Annotated in this window: 17 protein-coding genes and 4 pseudogenes; 11 read left to right on the top strand and 10 right to left on the bottom strand. The window is 69.5% G+C overall.

Going from position 1 to position 21,148, the window contains the following annotated elements; translation table 11 throughout:
- The first annotated feature begins 26 nt into the window (after positions 1-26).
- Complete coding sequence (locus ACFY0F_RS32780) at positions 27-977, top strand: MerR family transcriptional regulator (RefSeq protein ID WP_388802522.1); 951 nt, start codon at positions 27-29, stop codon at positions 975-977.
- A gap of 17 nt (positions 978-994) precedes the next feature.
- Positions 995-1,216 carry a hypothetical protein gene (locus ACFY0F_RS32785; RefSeq protein ID WP_388802525.1) on the top strand — a complete coding sequence of 74 codons (222 nt, stop codon included), beginning with the start codon at positions 995-997 and terminating at the stop codon, positions 1,214-1,216.
- Between the two features lie 265 nt (positions 1,217-1,481).
- Here ACFY0F_RS32785 and ACFY0F_RS32790 read toward each other — a convergent pair.
- Positions 1,482-1,838 (bottom strand): annotated as a pseudogene (locus ACFY0F_RS32790) (site-specific integrase); the annotation flags it as partial.
- A 387-nt stretch (positions 1,839-2,225) separates the two neighbouring features.
- Here ACFY0F_RS32790 and ACFY0F_RS32795 point away from each other — a divergent pair.
- Complete coding sequence (locus ACFY0F_RS32795; protein ID WP_388802528.1) at positions 2,226-2,774, top strand: hypothetical protein; 549 nt, start codon at positions 2,226-2,228, stop codon at positions 2,772-2,774.
- A gap of 16 nt (positions 2,775-2,790) precedes the next feature.
- A complete protein-coding gene (locus tag ACFY0F_RS32800) occupies positions 2,791-3,171 on the top strand; it encodes a hypothetical protein (RefSeq protein WP_388802531.1) in 381 nt (126 codons plus the stop codon).
- 799 nt (positions 3,172-3,970) lie between these two features.
- On the opposite strand, the gene ACFY0F_RS32805 is transcribed toward ACFY0F_RS32800, so the two are convergent.
- The 4 genes and pseudogenes from ACFY0F_RS32805 to ACFY0F_RS32820 form a co-directional block, all read right to left on the bottom strand.
- A complete protein-coding gene (locus ACFY0F_RS32805; protein ID WP_388802534.1) occupies positions 3,971-5,140 on the bottom strand; it encodes a hypothetical protein in 1,170 nt (389 codons plus the stop codon).
- Entirely contained in the window at positions 5,137-5,490 is a 354-nt protein-coding gene (locus ACFY0F_RS32810; protein WP_388802537.1) for a hypothetical protein, read from the bottom strand. Before ACFY0F_RS32810 ends, ACFY0F_RS32805 begins: the two co-directional genes overlap by 4 nt.
- A 637-nt stretch (positions 5,491-6,127) precedes the next feature.
- Positions 6,128-6,367, bottom strand: a pseudogene (locus ACFY0F_RS32815) (hypothetical protein); the annotation flags it as partial.
- A 1-nt stretch (position 6,368) separates the two neighbouring features.
- Positions 6,369-6,567: pseudogene (locus ACFY0F_RS32820) on the bottom strand (helix-turn-helix domain-containing protein); the annotation flags it as partial.
- A gap of 292 nt (positions 6,568-6,859) precedes the next feature.
- On the opposite strand from ACFY0F_RS32820, the pseudogene ACFY0F_RS32825 reads away from it, so the two are divergent.
- The 3 genes and pseudogenes from ACFY0F_RS32825 to ACFY0F_RS32835 all read left to right on the top strand — a co-directional run bounded on the left by ACFY0F_RS32825 (position 6,860) and on the right by ACFY0F_RS32835 (position 8,011).
- Positions 6,860-7,321, top strand: a pseudogene (locus ACFY0F_RS32825) (ATP-binding protein).
- Between the two features lie 13 nt (positions 7,322-7,334).
- Positions 7,335-7,586: a type II toxin-antitoxin system Phd/YefM family antitoxin gene (locus ACFY0F_RS32830; protein ID WP_388802539.1), complete on the top strand. Its 252-nt coding sequence runs from the start codon at positions 7,335-7,337 to the stop codon at positions 7,584-7,586.
- Entirely contained in the window at positions 7,583-8,011 is a 429-nt protein-coding gene (locus tag ACFY0F_RS32835) for a PIN domain-containing protein (RefSeq protein ID WP_388802542.1), read from the top strand. Before ACFY0F_RS32830 ends, ACFY0F_RS32835 begins: the two co-directional genes overlap by 4 nt.
- A 278-nt stretch (positions 8,012-8,289) precedes the next feature.
- Here ACFY0F_RS32835 and ACFY0F_RS32840 read toward each other — a convergent pair whose 3' ends face one another.
- The 5 genes from ACFY0F_RS32840 to ACFY0F_RS32860 form a co-directional block, all read right to left on the bottom strand.
- Positions 8,290-11,664 carry a S8 family peptidase gene (locus tag ACFY0F_RS32840; protein WP_388802545.1) on the bottom strand — a complete coding sequence of 1,125 codons (3,375 nt, stop codon included), beginning with the start codon at positions 11,662-11,664 and terminating at the stop codon, positions 8,290-8,292.
- Positions 11,665-12,744: a CU044_5270 family protein gene (locus ACFY0F_RS32845; protein ID WP_388802547.1), complete on the bottom strand. Its 1,080-nt coding sequence runs from the start codon at positions 12,742-12,744 to the stop codon at positions 11,665-11,667.
- Positions 12,741-13,385, bottom strand: coding sequence for an RNA polymerase sigma factor (locus ACFY0F_RS32850; protein WP_388802550.1), 645 nt, complete (start codon positions 13,383-13,385; stop codon positions 12,741-12,743). Before ACFY0F_RS32850 ends, ACFY0F_RS32845 begins: the two co-directional genes overlap by 4 nt.
- Positions 13,386-14,425: 1,040 nt before the next feature.
- Positions 14,426-15,052 carry a glyoxalase gene (locus ACFY0F_RS32855; protein ID WP_388802552.1) on the bottom strand — a complete coding sequence of 209 codons (627 nt, stop codon included), beginning with the start codon at positions 15,050-15,052 and terminating at the stop codon, positions 14,426-14,428.
- 52 nt (positions 15,053-15,104) lie between these two features.
- Positions 15,105-15,698, bottom strand: a complete 594-nt coding sequence (locus ACFY0F_RS32860) for a TetR/AcrR family transcriptional regulator (RefSeq protein ID WP_388802555.1) — start codon at positions 15,696-15,698, stop codon at positions 15,105-15,107.
- 106 nt (positions 15,699-15,804) lie between these two features.
- Here ACFY0F_RS32860 and ACFY0F_RS32865 point away from each other — a divergent pair, with 106 nt between their 5' ends.
- The 4 genes from ACFY0F_RS32865 (at position 15,805) to fxsT (ending at position 21,130) form a co-directional block, all read left to right on the top strand.
- Positions 15,805-16,257, top strand: coding sequence for an iron chaperone (locus tag ACFY0F_RS32865; RefSeq protein WP_388802558.1), 453 nt, complete (start codon positions 15,805-15,807; stop codon positions 16,255-16,257).
- A gap of 180 nt (positions 16,258-16,437) precedes the next feature.
- Positions 16,438-16,662, top strand: a complete 225-nt coding sequence (locus ACFY0F_RS32870; RefSeq protein ID WP_388802561.1) for a cold-shock protein — start codon at positions 16,438-16,440, stop codon at positions 16,660-16,662.
- Between the two features lie 219 nt (positions 16,663-16,881).
- Positions 16,882-17,358, top strand: a complete 477-nt coding sequence (locus ACFY0F_RS32875) for a trypco2 family protein (RefSeq protein WP_388802564.1) — start codon at positions 16,882-16,884, stop codon at positions 17,356-17,358.
- Between the two features lies 1 nt (position 17,359).
- Complete coding sequence (gene fxsT, locus ACFY0F_RS32880; RefSeq protein ID WP_388802566.1) at positions 17,360-21,130, top strand: FxSxx-COOH system tetratricopeptide repeat protein; 3,771 nt, start codon at positions 17,360-17,362, stop codon at positions 21,128-21,130.
- The last annotated feature ends 18 nt before the right edge of the window (positions 21,131-21,148 follow it).

Here is a 21,148-nt window from a genome sequence, read left to right on the forward strand (position 1 = left end):
CTGGGGGGAGACAGCAAGCTGGGGGCATGGACAGCGACACGCTCTACTCCATCGGAGAACTATCCCGCCGGACCGGACTGACGGTGAAGACCATCCGGTACTACTCCGACCAGGGCATCGTCCCGCCAACCGGCCGTAGCCCAGCGGGCTACAGGCTGTACGGCCTCGACGCACTCGCACGCCTGAGCCTGGCCCGCACGCTGCGCGATCTCGGGCTCGACCTGGCGACCGTGCGGAAGGTGCTGGCCCAGGAGGCGTCCATACCGGAAGTCGCCGATGCACACGCCGACGCCCTGGACGTACAGATCCGGACCCTCCGCCTGCGCCGGGCAGTGCTACGAGCGGTCGCCAGGAACTGCCCCACCACCATGGAGATGGATCTCATGCACCGACTTGCCACGCTGTCCCAGACCGAACAACGCAGACTGGTGACCGACTTCATCGACGACGCCTTTAGGGGCTTTGACACCAACCCCGAGTTCGTGACCCTAATGCGATCCGTTCTGCCGGAGTTCCCCGACGATCCGACGCCCGAACAAGTCGGGGCCTGGGTGGATCTCGCCGAACTCTGCCAGAACGCGGACTTCCGTACCGCAGTACGCCGCATAGCCGAGGACCAGGCGGAAGAGCCTTCCCAGCAGGACGTCAACGGTCTGCACGCCGGTCTCAACCAAGCGATGCGTGATCGAATCGACGAAGCCGTATCCGCTGGCATCCTCCCGGCCTCCGCCACAGCCGCGCCCCTTGCCGACTCACTGGGCGGCCTCTACGGCTACGCATTCGAGAGTGCCGGCGACGGCGACCTGCGCCGCTGGATCCTCGCCCGCCTGCGGACAACCGCCGACCCCCAAGCCGAGCGCTACTGGCAGCTCCTGGCGACGATCAACGGATGGCCTGCATCACCAACACTCGCTCCCGTTTACACCTGGTTCACCACCGCCCTTCGCGATGCCTCTGCAACGGCAGCGACGTCTTGAACTCCGGAGGGCATCACATGAAGTACGACGCTTTACAGATCCTCGGTGTGGCTCTCCTCGTCCTTGGAGGACAGGGAGCGATCCGCCAGCTCGTCGACCACAGCAACGCCGGCCTACTCAACTGGCTGCCAGGCGGATTCGCGGTCAGCATCACCGCCTACGTTGTCGCCGTCGCCATCGGCGCGGTTGTCGCGGGCTGGGCCCACAGCAAAGCGAAGGCTGTCGGGCGCAGGAGCTGACAGGTCGGCTTGAGAGGGCATGCGGCAGGGCCCCGAGACAGGAGAAGCCTTGTGCGCCACTCCCAAACTGACATCCATGGGTGACATCAACAGCGCCGGACGCCAGCGTCCTTGCACGGTCCGGGATAGCCGGTGTGGCCTTGCGGCTCCCTCACAACGCCGGCCAGTGATCGAACTCCCAGCGGGTGTCGCAGGTTCGAATCCTGCCGGGGGCACCAGCGCAAAGGCCCCGGACCGATCATGGTCCGGGGCCTTTGACATCTCATTCGTCCAGGGTCCAGGGGCTCAGCTCCCGCTCCCTGATCCGGGGCGGCGCGACGAGCTTCGCGACGTTGCGGGTGATCAGTTCCTCTCGGCAAGCCGAGGACAACGCCGACCGCAGTACGCGGTGAGCCTCCTTGGCCGTGGCTGCGGTCGCCTCGTTCTCCAGGCGGACGAGGAAGCGGCGCACGTCGGCGACGCCCAGCGATTCAAGCCGCTTCGCTCCGAGGAGCGGCACCAGGTAGAGCCGGACGTGCGCCTCGTACTTGTCGTACGTGCTCAGCTTCCGCCGGGGCTTGATGACGTTGTCCAGCCAGTACGGCAGCCACTCGGAGAGCTTGGCCGAACGGGTCGGCACGGGTGGGGCGCCGTTTGCGACTGCGGGTCCGTAGTGGCGTGCGCGGGGAGCTCCCATCCCGTCCGCCGTCGACCCGGGTGATCCGGGGCCTTCAACCTGTGCGCACTCGGCTCCGGGGCCTCCGGCGTTGCGGGACCGTACGGCCGCGGAGTACAGCGACGGCATCACCCTGCGCCGCTCACGGCAACAGCAGTGGCGCGTTCACGACGGCGAGGGCCGACAACCGTAGCCCGGGCTCCCTTCCCTCAGTAACTGCTCAGATCCGTTGCGGGGACGCGACGGCCCATTCGATGATCATCGCGTTCAGTGTGCGCCTCCCACCCGACCAGGGGAGACGCCGCGATCGATCCGGCCTGACCAGCTGGATGCAGGCAACAAGAGGGGAAACGCGTGAAGATCACGAAGCTGACCGCTGCCACCGCCGTGCTGACCGCAGCCGCCATCCTCGGTACCGGGCTCAGCCAAGCTGCTGTCGCCGCCGACAAGGGCGCCACGACCCGCCCGGCGGTGGTGGCCGCGGATCGGTCCATGACCGCCGCTGAGGAACTGAACACCGCTGACGGGCAGAAGTTCCTCGACGTGCTGAAGGTGATCGACGAGATGCCCGACAGTGTGGCGCAGCAGGGCGACGCCGCGGTGCAGGCGTATCTCGACGCACACCTTGCCGATGCGAAGACCGGGGTGAGGGCCTTCGGTTGGTGGCAGACCGCCAAGTGCGTGGCGTCCATCACGGCCGCAGTCGCAGGAGGCGCGGTGCCGGTGGCGAAGATCCTCAAGCTCAAGGCGTTCATCAAGAAGGCCGGCTCCGTCAAGGAAGCCGCCTATCTCCTCATCCGCATTGCGAAGGGCGAGGAGAAGATCAGCGAACTGGGCGCCACTCTTGGCGGTCTCGCTTCGGTGATACTCGGCATCGACGGGATCATGAAGAACTGCCGCTGAGGGAGGGCGACACATCATGGCGAGCCCCAAGGCACGCACAACCGCGTTGATCACACCAGTGGAGCGCGCGGCCCAGGACGAGGCGATGGCGCTGGCCGGTGAAGGGCGCACGGCCAAGGCCGTCCGCCGGTTGCGCAAGGACTCCGGCCTTGGCCTGGCCACGGCTTCCGTGGCACTGGAGCTGCTGACCCAGGGCCGGTCCCTGCCCACCACGTACGGGGAGGCGCTGGATGCCCTGCGGCAACTCGACGCCCCCCTGGTCGCTGAGATGACAGACCTGCTCACCAGCGGCAACCGCGACTCCGCGATCAAGCTGCTCAGAGAGCGAACCGACGTCGATCTCGCCGGGGGCTACCACCTCGTGACGGAACTGAGCGCACGGCTCGATCCGCAGTAGCCGAGCGCACGGCAGACCAGAGGCCCTGTGGAGTGACCCGCAGGGCCTCGGCTTTTTCCTCGAGCCCGTATGGCGACGGGCCGTGGCACGGAGCGGGCGGCGACGGCCGACGGCTACAACCTTCCTCCCAGCACACTGGTCTCCAGGCCGTACGTTCCGCCCGTGCAGCGCGCAAGGTTTCCGTGCTCCACAAGAGATTCGTCGCCCCCGGACGGTGGTGTCATGTCCGCCGTCGTCCTCGGCAGCCTGCTAGCCGCCGCCCCCAGGGCGAACATGCGGGTGAGATTCCCCGGCTCGATCGGTGTCCGGAGCCGAGCAGACGCTGCCCCTGGCGTCCAGATCGTTCGTAGGCGTACGAGTGTCCAGGCGCCCACCCGAGACTGATCAACTGTAGCGAGTACAGCAGTGTTGTACAGCAACCCCAGCAACCGAGCCCGACCGGTAGCACCCTCGAACAGCCGTATCAGGACCGGTATGACCAGCAACAAGCGCTGTGCACAGAGCTACGGATCAGAAGGCTTCTGACATCCACGGCTGACATCAACGACGCCGGGCGACGGTGTACACCAGCACCCCTGTCCGGCTGTCGCACCCGTCAACGACGGCCTCGGGAGCGGGTTCGGATCGAACTCCTAAAGCGGGTGTCGCAGGTTCGAATCCTGCCGGGGGCACCAGGCGAAATGGCCCGGACCGATCATGGTCCGGGCCGTTTTGACGGCACTATTTGACGGCAGTCGCTCGGACGTCACCTTCCCTGTGGGGCTACTCGTCCGACTGTTCAGCTTCCGGCGGAGCCAGTTCAACGCCACGCACGCGGCGAAGCCAGCGCGCCAGGACGAACAGCGAGGCGCCCGCGGCGCCGCACGGCTCCCACACCTCGGTCACGAGCGCGGGCAATCCGTGGTCGCCAACGATGTAGATCAGCTGTGCACCCACGACCGCAGTCGTCGATGTAGCGGGAGGCCGTTTTGAGCCTGGGGTTGGCACGAAGTCGGGCCCGTAGATCTTGAGTGGTCACGTCGACATGCTTCGCCAGCGTGTGGGGCTTCGACTTTGCCGTGCCCTTACCTTCGTCGCCCGCCAGGTCGGACCGGTACTTCGGATTGACCGCCCCCCTACGCTTGCTGCGCGGCCAGGCGTTCGGTTCACCGTCCCCCTTGATCAGCAGGCCGAGGTCGTCGAGAGCGGGGCCCGCACCATCGGGCATGGCCAACGCGGGGCTGAGCGCGGGCAGTCGGACGCCACCGAGCAGTTCCGTGAAGCCACCTGCGTTACGCGCGGTCCGGACAGTTGCACCACCACCGCCGAAGGCACCGCCCAGGAAGGCCCCGTAAAGTCCGGCCTCACGTGCCTCGTCGAGGCTGAGCCCGCCCTTCTGCTCACCCAAGATGATGGAGGCGGGCTGGGTGACGGCGAGATCCACGGTGATGGACTCGACACCGGCGAAGGCTGCCGTGGCCAGCGTGGTGCCCGCGATGGTGGCGACCTCCTCGGTCACCGCGACACCCAGGCCGGCGGCCAAGTCCGCGACCGTGGCCGCGGCCGCGGCTGCCGCGCCCTCCGAGATACCCGCGGTGAAGATGGCCAGAGCCGTACCCGCGACCAGGGTGGCACCAACGATCTCCAACTCGTGCTCGAGCTTCTTCTTCGCCCCGTGCACGGCGTCCGCATACGCGTCCAGGGCCTTGGCCATGTCACGGGCGGCATCGGCCAGATCCTTCAGCCAGCCGTGCCCGTCGTAGTAGTAGCGACGCCAGAAGGGGTCGTCGAAGGCGGAGATGGCCTCGCCGTTGTTGTGCTCGATGATCGAGCGAGCCGCCTTGTTGGCACCGGAGGTGACATCGTCGACGTCGTCGGCGAAGTCTCTCCATACCTTCGCGGCGTCCCGCAACCCGTCCTCGTCGGCGTCCGGCCACCACATGCCCGTCAGGTCCTGGACGACCTTGCGGGCCTTGTCGGCCACGCTCACTTGGCGTCGCCCTTGGTGTCATGACCGACATGGATCCGGCTGAACATGCCGCGGACCAGTTCCTCATTGTCGATATGGCCGTCCGCCATGTCGACCATGGCTTCGTGAATGCTGGCCAAGCCGCTCACCAAGATCTGGGTGGAGTGCTCGATCTGCTGGACGTGCGGGCCGTACACCTTGTGGAACTTCTCGCCCTGCTCGTCATCACCCCACGGCGACCCCGCCGCAGCCAGCCCCTGCTTCAGCTTGGTGAGGGCGTGTGCGAGAGCAACGCTCTGATGGTTGAAGTGAGGTGCTGTCGCCTTGAGATCGGCGATCTTGATGTCGAGTATCTCGCCGCTGTCACTCATGACTTGGCGTTTCCCCCTCCGTTGACTGCCCGGACGTCCGAGCCTAGTTAGCAGTCACCAGTTCGCGACCGCAGGCTTCGCAAAGGCCGAGTAAAGACCCGAGGATGGCCGTGACCCTTGTCACCTCTGAGCAAGTGAGGCCCCCTGGGGGGGGCTGCGGTGTGGCGGACGCACGTGAAGTGCCCGTCGGAACTGACATACGCAGGCACCTGCCGGTGAGAGAGGACGCGTACCTGGCGATGCCCCACCTGGTCAGCTTCGAACGACTGCAGGAGCAGACCATGGCGAGAACTCCCCCGGCGCCATCCGTCCTGCCGTGGGCGAAGCCCGACGCAATCACTACGTCGGGCCGTTGGACGATCTACTTATACCCGGGGCCGGGCCGGCACTTCGAGACCAGTGGGAAGACAGTCGGCCGTACGCCCACCAGGTAACGAACGAAGCCGCCGAGCAACTACTGACCGTCCCCTTCCGCCATCAGGGACTTCGCAAGCGTCTGCCACAGACCGACGGTCCACAGGCGCATGAGCCCTGCAGGCTGCTGTCCCTGACTCCTCCAACGGCCTGCCCGCGTCACGCGCGCCACCGTCCGCAACTCACGACCCAGCGATCTTTGACGCCGTTGGTACTCGTTGTGCTACGCCTGGCCGGAGCCCAGGGCCGTTTCCGCCTCCTGGCCGCCCCAGCTGTCGGGCGTGCGCCACAGGACGTGAACCCCGAAGACGCCGTACAAGGTGTCGGCCGACCAGTCCTCGGTGGGCGGTTCGCAGAGCACCAGATAGAGGCGGTCGGCAGGAGCGGGCAGGGTGCGGTTGATCTCCAGGAGGCGGGTGGCTCCCACGCGGAGATCGGCGTAGGTGGAGTGGCCGGCGCAGAGCCTTCAGCGCCTTCAGAACGCCCCCGGCGTCCAGCACCTCGTCCGCGCGGTCGATGAACCGCGGCGGGGGAATCCGCCACCCCTGCTCGAAGGAGGCGATCGACTGCCCCGCGTAACCCACCAGCTTGCCGGGGCTCCGGCCTTTCCAGGCCCGCCCGTACCCGCAGCAGTTGCAACTGCCGACCGAACGCCGTGACCACGCCCGATCCCGGCTCGTCCTCCGGCCTCGGACCGACGTCCTCCCGCTCGCCCTCGCCCCGCTCCACCGGCTCCACCGCCTCCCTGGCCCCGTTCCGCGGCCCAACTCGCCCGCCCGGAACCGGTCACGCAGCGAGCCGCGTACGCCTTCCGCTCCGTCGCGTACAACCGCTACGCGACGGCGAGTCACCACTGGTCACGCTACGCCACCGTCGAGACCGTTGTGCCATGAACAGCGAGACCGCTCCCCACGGCCGCAGCGCCAGGCCGACCAGCCCCGCCGGCCACTTCGAGATGCGTTTCAGCTCCACCCCGCGCGGTGCGCGGCTCGCCCGGCGTCTCGCCGGGCAGCGGCTCGACGCCTGGGGCATCCCCTACGACTGCGACACGCACCACGCGCTGACGCTGATCGTCGCCGAGCTCGCCGCCAACGCCATCCGGCACGGCCGGGTCCCCGGCCGCGACTTCCACCTCTCGATGACCCACGACGCCGCGACCGTACGGAACGAGGTCACCGACACCCGCACCGAAGGCGTACCAGTCGTAGCAACGCGCCCGGATCTCCACGACACCGGCCGCGGCCTGCTTCTGGTGGAGCACCTCGCCGACCGCTGGGACTGACACCCGCGCCAGGGCGGCCCCGGCAAGACGGTCTGGGCGGAGTACGTCCTGCCGACGAAAGGCCGACCGGCCGCCGCACCCTCCCACCCGTCACCCACCCCGGGCTTCGCCGCAGCGCTCACCACTGAGAAGTAGTACCGTGTACTACATGGAGACGACCGCGCGTGAGTTCAATCAGAACGCCTCAAGGATCCTCGCCGCCGCCGAACGCGGCGAGCGCATCACGGTCACCAAGAACGGGCGGCCTGTGGCCATACTGGCTCCGGTGGGGGACCAGGGTGTCGCCCCGTACCCGACGGACCCCATGGGCCCGGACGATGAGGCTCCGGTGTTCCACAGCGGTTCGGCCGTGGACTGGGATGCGGGACGCGGCGACTACCTGAAGGGTTTCGGCGCGTGACCGTTCTGATCGCCGACACATCGGGGTTGTACGCGTACTACGACGGAAGCGACTCGGAGCATCGGCGGTGCCGCGAAGCAGTGGCCGCCGCCGCCCATGTGGTGGTGTCGCCGCTGGTGCTGGCGGAGCTCGACTATCTGCTGAGTTCGCGGATCGGGCCTGAGGCCGCGCACGGGGCACTGGCCCACATTCGCGACCGCGTCGCCGCACGGCGGTATGCGGTGCCCGAGATCGAGCCGCACCTTTCCACCGCTTTGGTGACCATGCTGCGGTATCCGCAGATCGGCATCACCGACACCATGAACGTGATCATGGCGTCCGAGTACCTCACGGATTCGATCCTGACCCTGGATCGCCGACACTTCCGCATGGTGCGCCCATTGACCGGCCACACGGCGTTCCGTCTGTGGCCGGACGATCTCTGAGCCAACGCCGCCGGACGGAGGCGTACACCAGCGTCTCTGTCCGGCCGTCGCACCAGCCGACGGCTGCGTACAGAGCGCGCTCGGATCGAACTCCTAAAGCGGGTGTCGCAGGTTCGAATCCTGCCGGGGCACAGACAGAAGGGCCAGCTCAGGAGGGTTTCCCTCCCAGGCTGGCCCTTGGCCGTTTCGGGCACCTTGCCACACGCGTGCCACTGCCGGCCCGCCGGGTCCTTCTCGGTGGACTCGGAGGCCAATCCCCCATTTTTGTCTAAACCATGTCAAGTCAGGAGGTATGCCTTCAGGATCGTCACCGCGTAGGTGTTGCCGGCGGTGTCGGTCAGGGTGGATTCGAGGGAGACCGAGCGGGCGTTTTCCGGGTGGGTCAGGGTGAGGGTCCTTTTGCCGTGGGTGGTGGTCACCGGGGCGGGGGACCAGGTCTTGCCGGCGTCGTAGGAGACCTTCACCGTCAGGGATTTCAGGTCGGTGGCCGCCGGGCCCTGGAGGGAGAGGGGGATCGTGATGCGGCGGTTTGCGGGGGCCGTGCCGGTCGGGGTCAGCTTCGGGTGGAAGCGGACCGTGGAGAGGGGCAGGGAGCCGGAGTCGGACGGGCTGGAGGTGAAGGTCCAGGCCGCTGTCAGGCGGCTCGTGGTCGTGGCCACGCTCGTCGGGCGGGTGAGGTTCGTTCGGATCGTGTATTGGGCCGGGGCGGACGGGAGCTTCTCCACGGTCTGGCAGAGGTCGCCGTCGTTGTCGAGCAGGGTGCTGCCGTCCGCGGTGACCGTGGTGTGGCGTTTCGCTGTGGAGTAGGCGGGGTGTCCGGTCCCGTCGGCCAGGTCGGGGACGCACAGGTCGAGGGTGTCGCCGTCGCGCCGTGCGCCGTACGGGCCGCCGGTGATCGGGCTGAAGACACCGACGTTGTACGTGGCCGCGTAGGTCCGGCCCGCTTGGTACGACTTCGCGCTCTCCGTGCCGTAGAAGACGTCATCGTCGTCTCCGGAGGCGTTTCGCTGGCCCAGGTTGGCCGTCCACTTGAAGCCCTTGGGCGTGGTGACGTAGATCTTCGCGGTCGTCGGCAGCGGGAAGGGGGCGCTCACCGTGCCGAGTGACAGGGTGGGGCCGCTCCACAGGACGTTGACGATGCCCTTGCGGTGTGCGACGGACGAGCCGAAGTTCCGCTTCAGCAGGGCCAGTTCGTTCATGCGCGTGGTGTGTCGATAGCCGGTGGGGAAGCGGTCGGGCAGGTTGTAGAGCAGGTGGTAGGTGGTGCTGCCCTTCTGCCACAGGCCGCCGAGCTGCGTACTGAGCCTCCCGGCCGGGGAGGCCGGACCCAGGGTCGCGGTGCGCAGGTTCTTGAACGCCCCCAGGAAAAGGGTGGTGTTGTGCGGCTCGCTCCCGGTGTCCCCTGTGCCCACGGCGAGGTTGAGCTGGCCGTCGGACATCTTCGCGCCCTGCGGCGCGGTGATCTGGACCGGCTTCGCCTTGCGTGCGTCGAAGACGACCGTGGTGTCCCCGGTCAGCGAGAGCCGCGGCCGGACCAGCGCGGAGGTGCCCCTGGCGTCTTCCATCAGGGTGTCCACGACGTAGTCGCCGCGCGGGACCCGCACCCGGTACACGCCCTTGGAGATCTGCTCGGAGTCCTCGAGGTTCGTGGTCCAGTACGTGCCCGAGTACCCGAGGATCTCGGTCAGCGGCGCGCTCACGGGCTTGCCGCCGCGGTCGAGGAACTTCAGGGTGAGGTCGTGTGCCTCGGCCTCCCGTACGACGCCGAAGGCGGTCCGTACGGCCACGGGGTCTGCGCCGTTCCGCGCGGTGGCGACCAGCGTGCCCGAGTAGGCGCCGTCCGCCGCCTCGACGCGGGTGTCCGCGGTGAGGTCGACGCCGGCGGTGCCGCCCGCCGGGACGGTGAGCTGTGGGGTGCTCAGCGTGAACATGCCTTCCGGGGCCGTGCTGCCTCCGGGGCCGGTCGCGGTGGCCGTCAGGTCCAGGGTGACGGGCTGGTCGCCGTCGTTGCGGTAGGTGATGTGCTGGGTGACCGGCCGGTCGTCGGTGTGGGGCCACAGCTGCTTGCCGAAGGACACGGAGGTCTGTTCGCTCGCCACCGCCCCCTTCAGTGCCCGGGACACGTCGACCCGGCCCGTCCCCTGCTGGTAGCCGGTCGCGCCGGTGGTCGGGGTGGTGGACGCGGTGAGCGCCTGCTTGATCCGTGCGCCGGTCCAGTCGAGGTGCCGCTGGGCGAGGATCGCGGCCGCCCCCGCGACATGCGGCGTCGCCATCGACGTACCGGACATGGAGACATAGCCGTCGGCGGCCGGGTCGCCCATGTGGCCGTGCGCCGCCCTCGCCGAGACGATGTCCACGCCCGGCGCCGTGAGGTCCGGTTTCAGCGCGCTGTCGGCGGTCGGGCCGGTGCTGGAGAAGTCGGCGAGCCGGTCCTCGCCGTCGACGGCGCCCACGGTGAGCGCCGACTCCGCGGCCCCCGGGGAGTCGACGGTTCCCGCGTCGGGGCCCTCGTTGCCGGCCGCGGCGACGGTGAGCATGCCGGTGCTCTTCGAGAGGGCGTTCACCGCCGCCTCGACCGGGTCCTCCCCCGGGGTGTCCTCCTGGCCCAGGCTGAGGTTGGCCACCTTGGCGCCCTGCCCGGCGGCCCACTCCAGGCCGGCGATGACGCTGGAGTCGCTGCCCTCGCCGCTGTCGTCCAGCACCTTGGCGTTGAGGATCCCGGCACCGGGCGCGACACCCTTGTACCGGCCGCCGGACCGTGCGCCCGAGCCCGCCAGCGTCGCGGCCACATGGGTGCCGTGGCCGGCCATGTCGTCGGTGCTGCCGGTGTCGGTGAAGTCCTTCGACGCCTTCACCGCCGAGGCGAGGTCCGGGTGTGTGGTGTCGACGCCGGTGTCCAGGACGGCGACCTTGACGCCCTTGCCGTCGTATCCGGCCGCCCAGGCGGCCGGGGCGCCGATCTGCGCGACGCCGCCGCCCGCCTCCCCGGCCTTCGCGCCGTCTTCGTCCGCCGGCGCCTTGAACCGGCCGTCCAGCCAGACCCGCGCGACTCCCTTCCCCTCGGTGAGGGCCTGCCACATGTCGTCGGCCCCGGCCTTGGGCACGGTGAGCGCGGCGCCCGCCACGCTGGGCAGCTCCCGGCGCACTGTGGCGTCCGCGTCCGCGACCAGCGACCTCTGGGTGCTCCTGCGCTGGGCGGACTTGCCCTCGTACGACACGATCAGCGGGAGCGTGCCGCGCCGGGTGTCGTCGTAGCCGGCGCGTATCAGGCCGCTGACATCGAACAGCCGTTTGTCCAGGCGGCCTTGGCCGATCAGGGCGGCGGCGTCGGCGGGAACGACGTACTGATCGCCCCCGACGCCGCGCACGGACACCGGGACGTGCTCACGGCCCGGTGCCCGCCGTACGCCCGTCACCCGGCCCCGGGCGTCCAGCCGGACCCGGTCGCCGGTGAGGAGGGTGACGTACCGGCCGGCCGCGGAGGCGGAGCCCGCGGTCCGCGCGCCGAGGGCGGAGCCGCCGGGCGCCGCGACCGTGGCGGTGTCCTGCGTCCGTAGGCCGAGGCCGGAGCCCGTGGCCGCCACCGAGACGCCCGTCATCAGCCCCGCCACCAGCAGGGCGGCCAGCGAGGCGCTTGTGGTTCTGTCGCGCATTCAGCTCGCCTGCCCGGGGACCTGCTTGCTGCCGTCGACGACCGCGCGCTCGGTGATCGCGCTGGTGTGCGTGACGGTACCGACCTTGAGGGGATTGCCCGCCGTGGCCTTGACCACCACGACGCGCTCGCCGAGGAACCGCAGCGTCTTCTTGTCGAAGATCCACTCGGTGCGCTCGCCGGCGTTCTCCCGCGCGATCGCGACCCCGTGCCGGCCCGTGGCGTCGACCGCGTCGTTCACCGCGACGACGCCGGGAATCTTGGCCGCTGCCTTGTAGAGGGCGGCGCCGACCTCGGCGGGCGGGTAGCTCTCGAACAGCAGATCGCCGATCGCGACGAAGGCGGCCTGGTCGCGCGGGACTTCGGGGTCCCGGACGGCGTCCGACGCGCGGTAGATCCGCCGCAGCAGCGCCTCGGGGTCGGTCGGCAGCCCGGCCAGGGCGTCGTAGGCGCCGCTGAACGGGGTGTCGCTCTTCAGGGTGATGCCCTTGTCGCCCGTCTTGCCGGCCTCGATCAGCCAGCCGTCCCTGCCGTCGAGGGAGTTCCAGACCTGGCGGGAGTGCAGCTCGTCGCTGACCGCCTTGCTCTTGTCGCCGTCGGTCTTGATGTAGCTGTCGGCCACCTTCGAGGCGATGTAGATGTACTGGCCCTTGCGCGGGGTGGGTGCGGAGGTGTCGGCGGCGGCCAGGGAGATGCGGTCGAGGAGCTGGGGGGCGCCCTTGGCGTCGGCGACTCCGATCCTGGTGGTCAGTGCGGGGCCGGTGGCCAGGGCGGTCCTGCCGCCGTCGGTTCCGCCGCCGGTGAGGACGAGGCCGCCCGCGACCGCGCCGGCCAGGGCGAAGGCCGCGGCGGGCAGGAGGATCGTACGGCGCAGGAACGGGTTGGAGCGCTGCACGGGCGCGACCGGAGAGGTGGCGGACGTACGGGAGGAGGTGCGGAGGTCTTCGTGGATCCGGGCCATCATCTGCTCCTTGTGGAACTGGTGGCGGCCCGCCGGCAGATCCCGCTCGGCGGAGGGCAGCAGACTCTGCGTCTCCGTCCACTCGGCCGGGTGGGGCCGGTGGGAGGGGCTGGCGTTCATCGGTTTCCTTCCTGTGCGGACCGGACCGCGTATCCGCGATCACCTGTTATCTGCCGGTTCGTGCGGGTGGGTTCCCGTTTTTCTCCGAGCAGTTGCGCATCGGCGAGCTTGCGCAGCTTGGTGCGGGCGCGGGAGAGGCGGGAGCGGACGGTGCCGACCGCAATACCGAGGGCGCGGGCCGCCTCGGCGTACTCCATCCCCTCCCACAGGCACAGCGTCAGGACCTCACGCTCGGGGCGCTTGAGCAGGCTGAGGGCGGTAACCGTGGCGTTGATACGGCGCCGGTCGTCCAGGCGTCCGGCGGTCTCCTCGGCGTGGTCCTCGACCCGTTCCTCGGCGGCGTGCGCGGCGGCCGCGGCGCTCGCCGCGTTGCGGTAGCGGCGGTTGCTGCGGTGGTGGGAGCGGGCGACGTTGGTGGCGATACCCAGCAGCCACGGCCGCAGGGAGCCACCTTCGGCCTCGACCGAGGCCCGGCGCCGCCACGCCTCCATGAAGGTCGTCGACATCACGTCCTCGGCCAGCGACCAGTCGGCGGTCAGCCGGAAGGCGTGGTTGTACACCGCGCGGGCGCACTCGTCGAAGAGTTCCGCGAAGGCCTCCGGATCTCCGTTTCGCACCCGGGTTCGCATATCTGTGGTCACGTCTTGAACTGACGTGCGGTGCGGGTGAGTTCCGGTGAGACACGTCACAGTCGTCGTACAGGTCACCGGGGCGGTGACCGCACGAGGACTCGGTGGACATGGCAGCCGCTCAGCCGCACACCGCTCAGGCTGCGAGGCCCGAAAGCAAGGCGCCCGATCTGATGCGGGACCCGGTCCGGGGGCGCGCAGGCTGGTCGAGAAGCGGTGGGAGGTGCCGAGGCCGAACGCGGGCGCGGAACAACCGATCCAGCACCCAACTGCAGGCCTCAGTAGGGGAATTCATGGAAGGCTGTGATGCGGCACAGGTGCAACGTCCCCACCGCACAGTCGCATGAGTCGTCTCCGACCAGGATGCTGCAACAAGATCCCGACAAGAGCTCGTCTGATAAATGATCAAGCTATGGGTGGGCGGAATCGTCGGCTGCGTGGCCAGCAACTGCAGCCGCAGCCGTGAAAGGTCAGGCCCTTCGAACGGACGCGTCGGCACGTGCAGGGCTGAGCCGCACGACCAGTGAAGCCGATGAACTGCGCGAGCGGGCGGTCCTCGTGGCCACCGAGGCCGGAGCGGAGGCCCTGTGCGGTCAATGCGAGGCCACAGGCCCGGCGGGCACAGCCGTGGGCCCCATCATCCGAACCATCAAGGTGGAAGCGACCCAACCACGCGAGCTCGCTCGCTGATAAGCGATCACGAAGGACCTCGCCAACGCCACCAAGGACGGCACGATGCTGCCCGGCGAGGACGACGTCCCCACCGTCGGCGACATCGCCCCGGCCCATGGTGTTCCGGTCGGCACTGCTCACCGCGTACGAGAGTGGCACGGCCCCGGGGCCGTGCTGGCTCGTGGGTACGCAGGAGGCCTGTACGCCCCACAGTAACGACAGGGAGACGAGGTGGGCGCCGTCCGGCGTGCCGAGGTCGCGAGCCACCGGTCGATGTCGTCTTCCAGGGGTCAGCGGGTGACCCGCAGTCTCCCGTCGAGCTCACGCGAGGGCGCGGTCATCATGGTTCCTTCGGTAAGTCGGCACGGGTGTCGGTCGGTTCAGCGTGCGGGTGCCGCCACGGCGGCTTCCCAGGTGAATCCGTCCGGGTCGGTGAGGTCTCCGGTGGTGCTGCCGCCGATGACGAGGCGGTGCGATCCGGTGCCGGCGGGGGCGACACCCAGGTCCTTGGCGAGGGCGCGGCGCCGGTACAGGGCCAGCTTGACGGGGCCCGGCCCGGAGGCGAACTCGGCGTACATGCGGCCGAAGCTCTTCGTCACGGTCAGGCCGTGGTCGACGTAGAACCGCTTGCTCTCGGCCATGTCGGCGACTCCGAGCAGCAGTACGAGTTCGTCGATCCGGCTGGTGGCCGGGCCGGTGTTCTTCTTCGCCGAGGTCGCGATCTTCCAGATCGTCCCGTCCGGCGCCTGGACGACGCCGCCGTAGCCCCACAGGGACTTCGCCGGACGCTTGAGCGGCGTGGCGCCGGCGTCGAGAGCGGCGTCGACCAGCTGGTCGACGTCGGCGGGCTGGGACACCGTGAGCGCCAGTGTGTAGCCGCGGAAGCCGGTGGTGGGTGCCTCGGAGGCCCGCAGGCGGAGCCGACCGTGCAGGCCGAAGGCCGTGTAGAAGCGTTCGGCGGCCTCGACGTCGGCCACCTCGAGGGTCAGGGATGCGATGGATGCCATGCCCTCACGCTAGGGACGGTGCGGCGGTCGGCGCTTCTCGAATCCTGACCGGTCACCTGCCGGTGGTTCCGTAGGCGGCCATGAACATGCCCAGCAAGCTGTCGATCGCGGTCTCGTCGATGGGGCGGGTCGACAGCAGACTGCGGTAGTACAAGGTGCCGCACAGCACCTCGGCGGCGAATTCCAGGTTCGCGTCCGCGACCAGTTCACCGGTCACCTGGGCGCGGGTGATCCGGTCGAGGGTGCTCCGCTCGACGGTGGCGAGGAAGCGCTCGTGCAGGGTCGCCCGCAGCGCGGAATCGGCTTGGGCCTCGGCGATGACGGCGCGATAGATGGGGCCGATCGGCGGTTGGGAGAGGGCCGAGCCGGAACGGATGAACTGTTCGCGCAGATCCGCGCGGATGTCCCCGGTGTCGCGGTAGTCCAGGTCGTTGGCCCACACATGGTTGAGCGCGTCGAGCAGCAGCGCCGCCTTGGACGGCCAGCGCCGGTAGATCGTGTGTTTTCCCACCCCTGCCCGTCGGCTGACCGCCTCGATGCTCAGGCCCGCGTAGCCGGACTCCGCGGCCAGATCGAGGGTCACCCGCAGCAGCTCCTCGGTGCGGGCGGCGCCTCGGCGTCGCGGTGAGACGGGAGTGTTGGACATGGTCCCAGCATATCGGCACGCAGCGTGCCGTTGACAGGGTCGAGGGTTTGGCGCAGGATTCCGTCTCGATCGGCACGGACCGTGCCGATAACAGCAGGGGGTGACCATGAGCAACACCGAAAGCGGCAGGCACGAGGGGTTCTCGGCCGAGGAGCGGGCCGCGATGAAGGACCACGCACAGGAGCTCAAGAAGGCCGCGCGCCGCGCCACGGCTGCGGAGAAGGCGGCGGAGGCGGAGCGGGACGTGCTTGCGAAGATCGCCGAAATGCAGGACTCGGACCGCGTCATGGCCGAACGCGTCCATGCCGTCGTCACGGCCAACGCCCCGGCCCTCGCACCGAAGCTCTGGTACGGGATGCCCTCCTACGCGTTGAACGGCAAGGTGGTCTGCTTCTTCCAGAGCGCGGAGAAGTTCAAGGCGCGGTACGCGACGCTCGGGTTCAGCGACCAGGCGCAGCTGGACGAGGGCACGATGTGGGCGGCCGGCTTCGCGCTGACCGAGGTGACACCCGAGGCGGAGGAGCGAATCGCCGCACTCGTGAAGCAGGCGGTGAGCTGAGCCGCAGGGACGTGCCGTACGCGTGCGCTCGGGTCGGCGGCACGCGAACGACGAAGCCTCAGGTTTTCGACCTGAGGCTTCGTCCGAAGAGCGGATGGCGGGAATCGAACCCGCGCCATGAGCTTTCCAAGCTGAGACACCAAGTGCCCCGGCGTAGGCCATGCCCGTAGGGTGCCGTCCATGGTGACTGCGACTGTCCGTGAGTGGAACGACGAGGAAGGGTGGGGCGTGCTCGACTGCCCCGAGACCCCTGGCGGCTGTTTCGGCCACTACTCCCACATCCAAGCGACCGGCTTCCGCACGCTGTCACCCGGGCAACAGGTGGACCTCGCGTGGGAGGCACCCGGCTTCAAGCAGGACGGGTACGACTACCGTGCGGTGAGCATCGTGCCCCGGCCGGCCTGACATCCACATCTGACATCAACGACGGTGAACGCCCACGGTCTCCTGCAGATCGTCCTGCCCTCGCATCCCCTACCGCGGCATGCAGTGACGCACAGTTGATCGAACTCCTGAAGCGGGTGTCGCAGGTTCGAATCCTGCCGGGGGCAGCAGGCCAACTGCCCCTCCCGGGGCGTCCGTGGATCCGTGGGAAAGTGCTGCGGGCAGCACCGCGAATGGGACATGCTGATTGTTTTCGGGGGCGCCGTTTCGGCGCGGTACGTGGGGGTTGCCGTGGACGCAAAGGTCACGTTGGCGGAAGCGTTGAAGGAGCTGCGGCGTGAGTTGTATGCCGCGCAGGACGACGGGGCCGGCCAGCAGTTGCGGTTCGAGGTGGAGCAGGCACAGCTGACGTTGGATGTGGAGTTCCGCCGCGATGCTGACGGCAAGGTGAAGGTCGAGGTCGGGTTTCCCGGTGTCAAGGCCGGTGCGGAGGCGGGCGGCGGGTTCGAGGTCACGCGCCGTCAGACACTGACGCTCAGCCTGCAGGTTCATGACGAGGCCCTGGGCGGCAGCCGTGCCAGAATCCGTCGGCTGTCCGCGGAGGACGGCGCCGGCGCCTCGCAGCCCAGCGATGGTCAAGTATCCGGGCCAGCCGGCAGTGCGGAAACCGGTGCGTCAGGTTCCGGGGTCGGGTCGAAGCGGCCGTGGGAGCGGTGAGATGGACGCACGGCGCCTCGTGTGGGTGCGTACCGGGGATCCGAAGGGTTTTGGCTCCGGCTATCTGATCGGGCCACAACTCGTGCTGACGGCTCTGCATGTGGTGCTGTCCGGCCGGCGGTGGGCGCTGCGGGTGCAGGCGCGGGTGGGGCATCCTCGTTTCGGTGGTGTCGTGCATCGGCAGGCCGAGGTGTGCTGGCCGGATCCGCTTGAGGGTGTTCCGGCCAAGGACGCTTTGGACATGGCGCTGTTGTGGCTGGAGGAGCCTGTCCCTGTGGAGGGTGGTCCGGTGAGGTGGGGGCGGCCCGGAGGGGGCGTTCCGCTGCCGTTCGAAGGAGCCGGTTTCCCCGCCTTCGCTGACGAAGCCGCCCGCGGGGACGTCGAGCACCTGCGGGGCGAACTGCCGGTGGTGTCCACGTCGTCGTCCGACTGGGTCCTGGACTGCCGGGTATGGCCGAACCTCGAACACGGCGGCGAACGCCCGTGGGCGGGCGCGTCGGGGACAGCGATCTTCTGCCGTGACCGGCTGGTCGGAGTGGCGGTGGAGGACAACCGGCCGATGGGCGGTCGTCGCCTGCAGGCCGCACCCGTCCATGAAGCGCTCAGCCTGCCCGGCTTCGCCGACCTGGTCACCAGGCACGGCCATCCCGGCACCACCGTGTCCCTGGAGGAGGTCACCGCCGCCCAGGCGGACACGGAGCGGGGCGAAGACGTCGGGACACGGCCGGTGGTGCCCGTGCCGATCCCCCCGCTGGCGACGGCGTTCCAACCCCGCAGCGTTCTGCGGGACCGGATCGACGCGGCGTGGTCTGACAACCGGTCGGTCGTGCTGACGCAGGAACGGCCGCGCGTGCTGTCCGGCGGGGGCGGGGTCGGAAAGACCCAACTCGCCGCCGCCTACGCCATGAACGCCGTCAAAAATCGCACCTACCTGGTCCTGTGGGTGGCCGCCGCCGACGTGCAACAGGTGATCACCCGGTACGCGCAGACCGCCGTCGGCCTGGAGCTGCCCGGCGCCGGCGGCGAGGACCCGGAAGCGGACGCCCGCCTGCTGCTGGACTGGCTGCGCACCACGCACCGTCGATGGCTCGTCGTTCTGGACGACATCACCGATCCGCACAGCATCCAACCCCTGTGGCCCGCCAGCCAGACCGGCAGCGGCCGTGTGCTGGCCACCACGCGCAGCAGGGACGCCTCCCTGACCGGCAACGGCCGCATCCGCATCGACATCGACGTGTACACGCCCGCCGAATCCGACACCTACCTGCGCCAACGCCTCGATGTCGAGGAAATGGGCCACCTTCTCGGCGACCACGCCACGCAGCTCACCCACGCCCTGGGGCACCATCCCCTCGGCCTGAGCATGGCCGCCGCCCATATGATCAACGAAGAGCTCACCTCCACCCAGTACCTCAACCGGTACAACGATCGGCATGCCCTGCTTGAGGAGCTCATGCCGCCGACCGCGGACACGGAGGGCTACCACAAGCCGAAACAGCCCACGCAGGTCACCGCCGCCCTCCTGCTCTCCCTCGACGCTGTACAGGCCAACGACACCACCGGCCTGGCCACCACAGCCCTGCGCCTGACCGCCCTTCTCGACCCCGCCGGCCACCCCCACGCCTTGTGGAACACCCCCGCCCTCCTTGACCACCTCACCGCCCACCACACCCCAGCCCCACACGGGGACCCCTCCACGTCACACGCGCCGGCCACAGCCGAGCAGGCGCACTCGGCCCTCCGCCTTCTGCACCGCTACGCACTACTTACCTGCGACACCCGGGCCGAACCCCGCGCTGTCAGCATCCACGCCCTCACCGCCCGCGCCACCCGCGAAACCATCCCTGCCGACGAAATACCGGCCCTCGCGACCGCGGCGGCCGACGGCATCCTCAAGCTCTGGCCCGACCTCGACCAGCACCACGCCGAGCACGCCGCCGTCCTACGTGCCAACACCAGTGCGCTCTCCGACCACACCAACGACTGCCTCTGGAGCCCGGACGGGCACCCGGTCCTCTACCGCGCGGGCAACAGCCTTATCAACGCCGGGCTGGCCGCCTCCGCCACCGCCTACTGGCAGTCCATGACGACGAAGAGCGAGCGGCTGCTGGGCGGCCAGCACCCCGACACGCTCACCGCGCGCGCCAACCTCGCCAACTCCTACTGGCACGCGGGTCGGACCGGCGAGGCGGTCGAGCTGCTGGAGCGAGTGGTGGCCGACCTGGAGCGGCTGCACGGCGGCGAGCACCCCGACACCCTCACCGCGCGCGCCAATCTCGCCGCCTCGTACCAGCAGGCGGGTCACACCCGCGAGGCGATCGAGCTGCTGGAGCAAGTGGTGGCCGACCGGGAGCGACTGCACGGCGGCGAGCACCCCGACACCCTCACCGCCCGTGCCAACCTCGCCGGCTCCTACCGGCAGGCGGGTCGGACCGGCGAGGCTATCGCGATCGAGGAGGGGGTAGTGGCGGACCGGGAACGGCTGCAGGGCGGCGAGCACCCCTACACCCTCACCGCGCGCGGCAACCTCGCCTCCTCCTACTGGCAAGCGGGTCGGACCGGCGAGGCGATCGAGCTGCTGGAGCGGGTGGTGGCAGACCTGGAGCGACTGCAGGGCGGCGAACACCCCGACACACTCACCGCCCGTGCCAACCTCGCCACCTCCTACCGGCAGGCAGGTCGGACCGGCGAGGCTATCGCGATCGAGGAGGGGGTGGCGGCCGACCTGGAGCGGCTGCAGGGCGGCGAACACCCCTCCACCCTCACCGCCCGTGCCAACCTCGCCACCTCCTACCGGCAGGCGGGTCGGACCGACGAGGCGATCGAGCTGCTGGAGCGGGTGGTGGCAGACCGGGAACGGTTGCAGGGCGACGAGCACCCCTCCACCCTCACCGCGCGCGGCAACCTCGCCTCCTCCTACTGGCACGCGGGTCGGACCGGCGAGGCTATCGCGATCGAGGAGGGGCTGGTGGCCGACCTGGAACGGCTGCAGGGCGGCGAGCACCCCGACACCCTCACCGCCCGTGCCAACCTCGCCACCTCCTACCGGCAGGCGGGTCGGACCGGCGAGGCGATCGAGCTGCTGGAGCAAGCGGTGACCGACCGGGAGCGCCTGCACGGCGGGGAACACCCCGACAGCCTCACCGCCCGTGCCAACCTCGCCACCTCCTACTGGCACGCGGGTCGGATCGACGAGGCGATCGAGCTGCTGAAGGGGGCGGTGGCCGGCCTGGAGCGGCTGCTGGGCGACGAGCACCCCGACACCCTCACCGCCCGTGCCAACCTCGCCACCTCCTACCAGCAGGCGGGTCGAACCGACGAGGCGATCGAGCTGCTGAAGCGGGTGGTGACCGACCGGGAACGGCTGCTGGGCGACGAGCACCCCTCCACCCTCACCGCCCGTGCCAACCTCGCCACCTCCTACCAGCAGGCGGGTCGAATCAGCGAGGCGATCGAGCTGCTGGAGCGGGTGGTGACCGACCGGGAACGGCTGCTGGGCGACGAGCACCCCTCCACCCTCACCGCGCGCGGCAACCTCGCCTCCTCCTACTGGCAGGCGGGTCGGATCGGCGAGGCGATCGAGCTGCTGGAGCAAGTGGTGGCCGACCTGGAGCGGCTGCTGGGCGACGAGCACCCCGACACGCGCACCGCCCGTGCCAACCTCGCCCGTGCCCTTGACGCTGTGGCAGCCGCAGCAGCTGTATGGCAACCGGATACAGCCGCCCCAGCAACCGCCGCCGACCTACAACCCCCTGCAGACGCCCCGGAGTAACGGCTCACGCAGCGGCCC

It is taken from the genome of Streptomyces sp. NPDC001544, assembly GCF_042894285.1.
Lineage (GTDB): Bacteria > Actinomycetota > Actinomycetes > Streptomycetales > Streptomycetaceae > Streptomyces.

Bases quoted from the DNA above. Each gene is read 5' to 3' on its own strand.
- ACFY0F_RS32780 (WP_388802522.1), top strand. From the start codon at position 27: ATGGACAGCGACACGCTCTACTCCATCGGAGAACTATCCCGCCGGACC.
- ACFY0F_RS32785 (WP_388802525.1), top strand. From the start codon at position 995: ATGAAGTACGACGCTTTACAGATCCTCGGTGTGGCTCTCCTCGTCCTT.
- ACFY0F_RS32800 (WP_388802531.1), top strand. From the start codon at position 2,791: ATGGCGAGCCCCAAGGCACGCACAACCGCGTTGATCACACCAGTGGAG.
- ACFY0F_RS32810 (WP_388802537.1), bottom strand. From the start codon at position 5,490: ATGAGTGACAGCGGCGAGATACTCGACATCAAGATCGCCGATCTCAAG.
- ACFY0F_RS32830 (WP_388802539.1), top strand. From the start codon at position 7,335: ATGGAGACGACCGCGCGTGAGTTCAATCAGAACGCCTCAAGGATCCTC.
- ACFY0F_RS32840 (WP_388802545.1), bottom strand. From the start codon at position 11,664: ATGCGCGACAGAACCACAAGCGCCTCGCTGGCCGCCCTGCTGGTGGCG.
- ACFY0F_RS32845 (WP_388802547.1), bottom strand. From the start codon at position 12,744: ATGAACGCCAGCCCCTCCCACCGGCCCCACCCGGCCGAGTGGACGGAG.
- ACFY0F_RS32855 (WP_388802552.1), bottom strand. From the start codon at position 15,052: ATGGCATCCATCGCATCCCTGACCCTCGAGGTGGCCGACGTCGAGGCC.
- ACFY0F_RS32860 (WP_388802555.1), bottom strand. From the start codon at position 15,698: ATGTCCAACACTCCCGTCTCACCGCGACGCCGAGGCGCCGCCCGCACC.
- ACFY0F_RS32865 (WP_388802558.1), top strand. From the start codon at position 15,805: ATGAGCAACACCGAAAGCGGCAGGCACGAGGGGTTCTCGGCCGAGGAG.
- ACFY0F_RS32870 (WP_388802561.1), top strand. From the start codon at position 16,438: ATGGTGACTGCGACTGTCCGTGAGTGGAACGACGAGGAAGGGTGGGGC.
- ACFY0F_RS32875 (WP_388802564.1), top strand. From the start codon at position 16,882: ATGCTGATTGTTTTCGGGGGCGCCGTTTCGGCGCGGTACGTGGGGGTT.
- fxsT (WP_388802566.1), top strand. From the start codon at position 17,360: ATGGACGCACGGCGCCTCGTGTGGGTGCGTACCGGGGATCCGAAGGGT.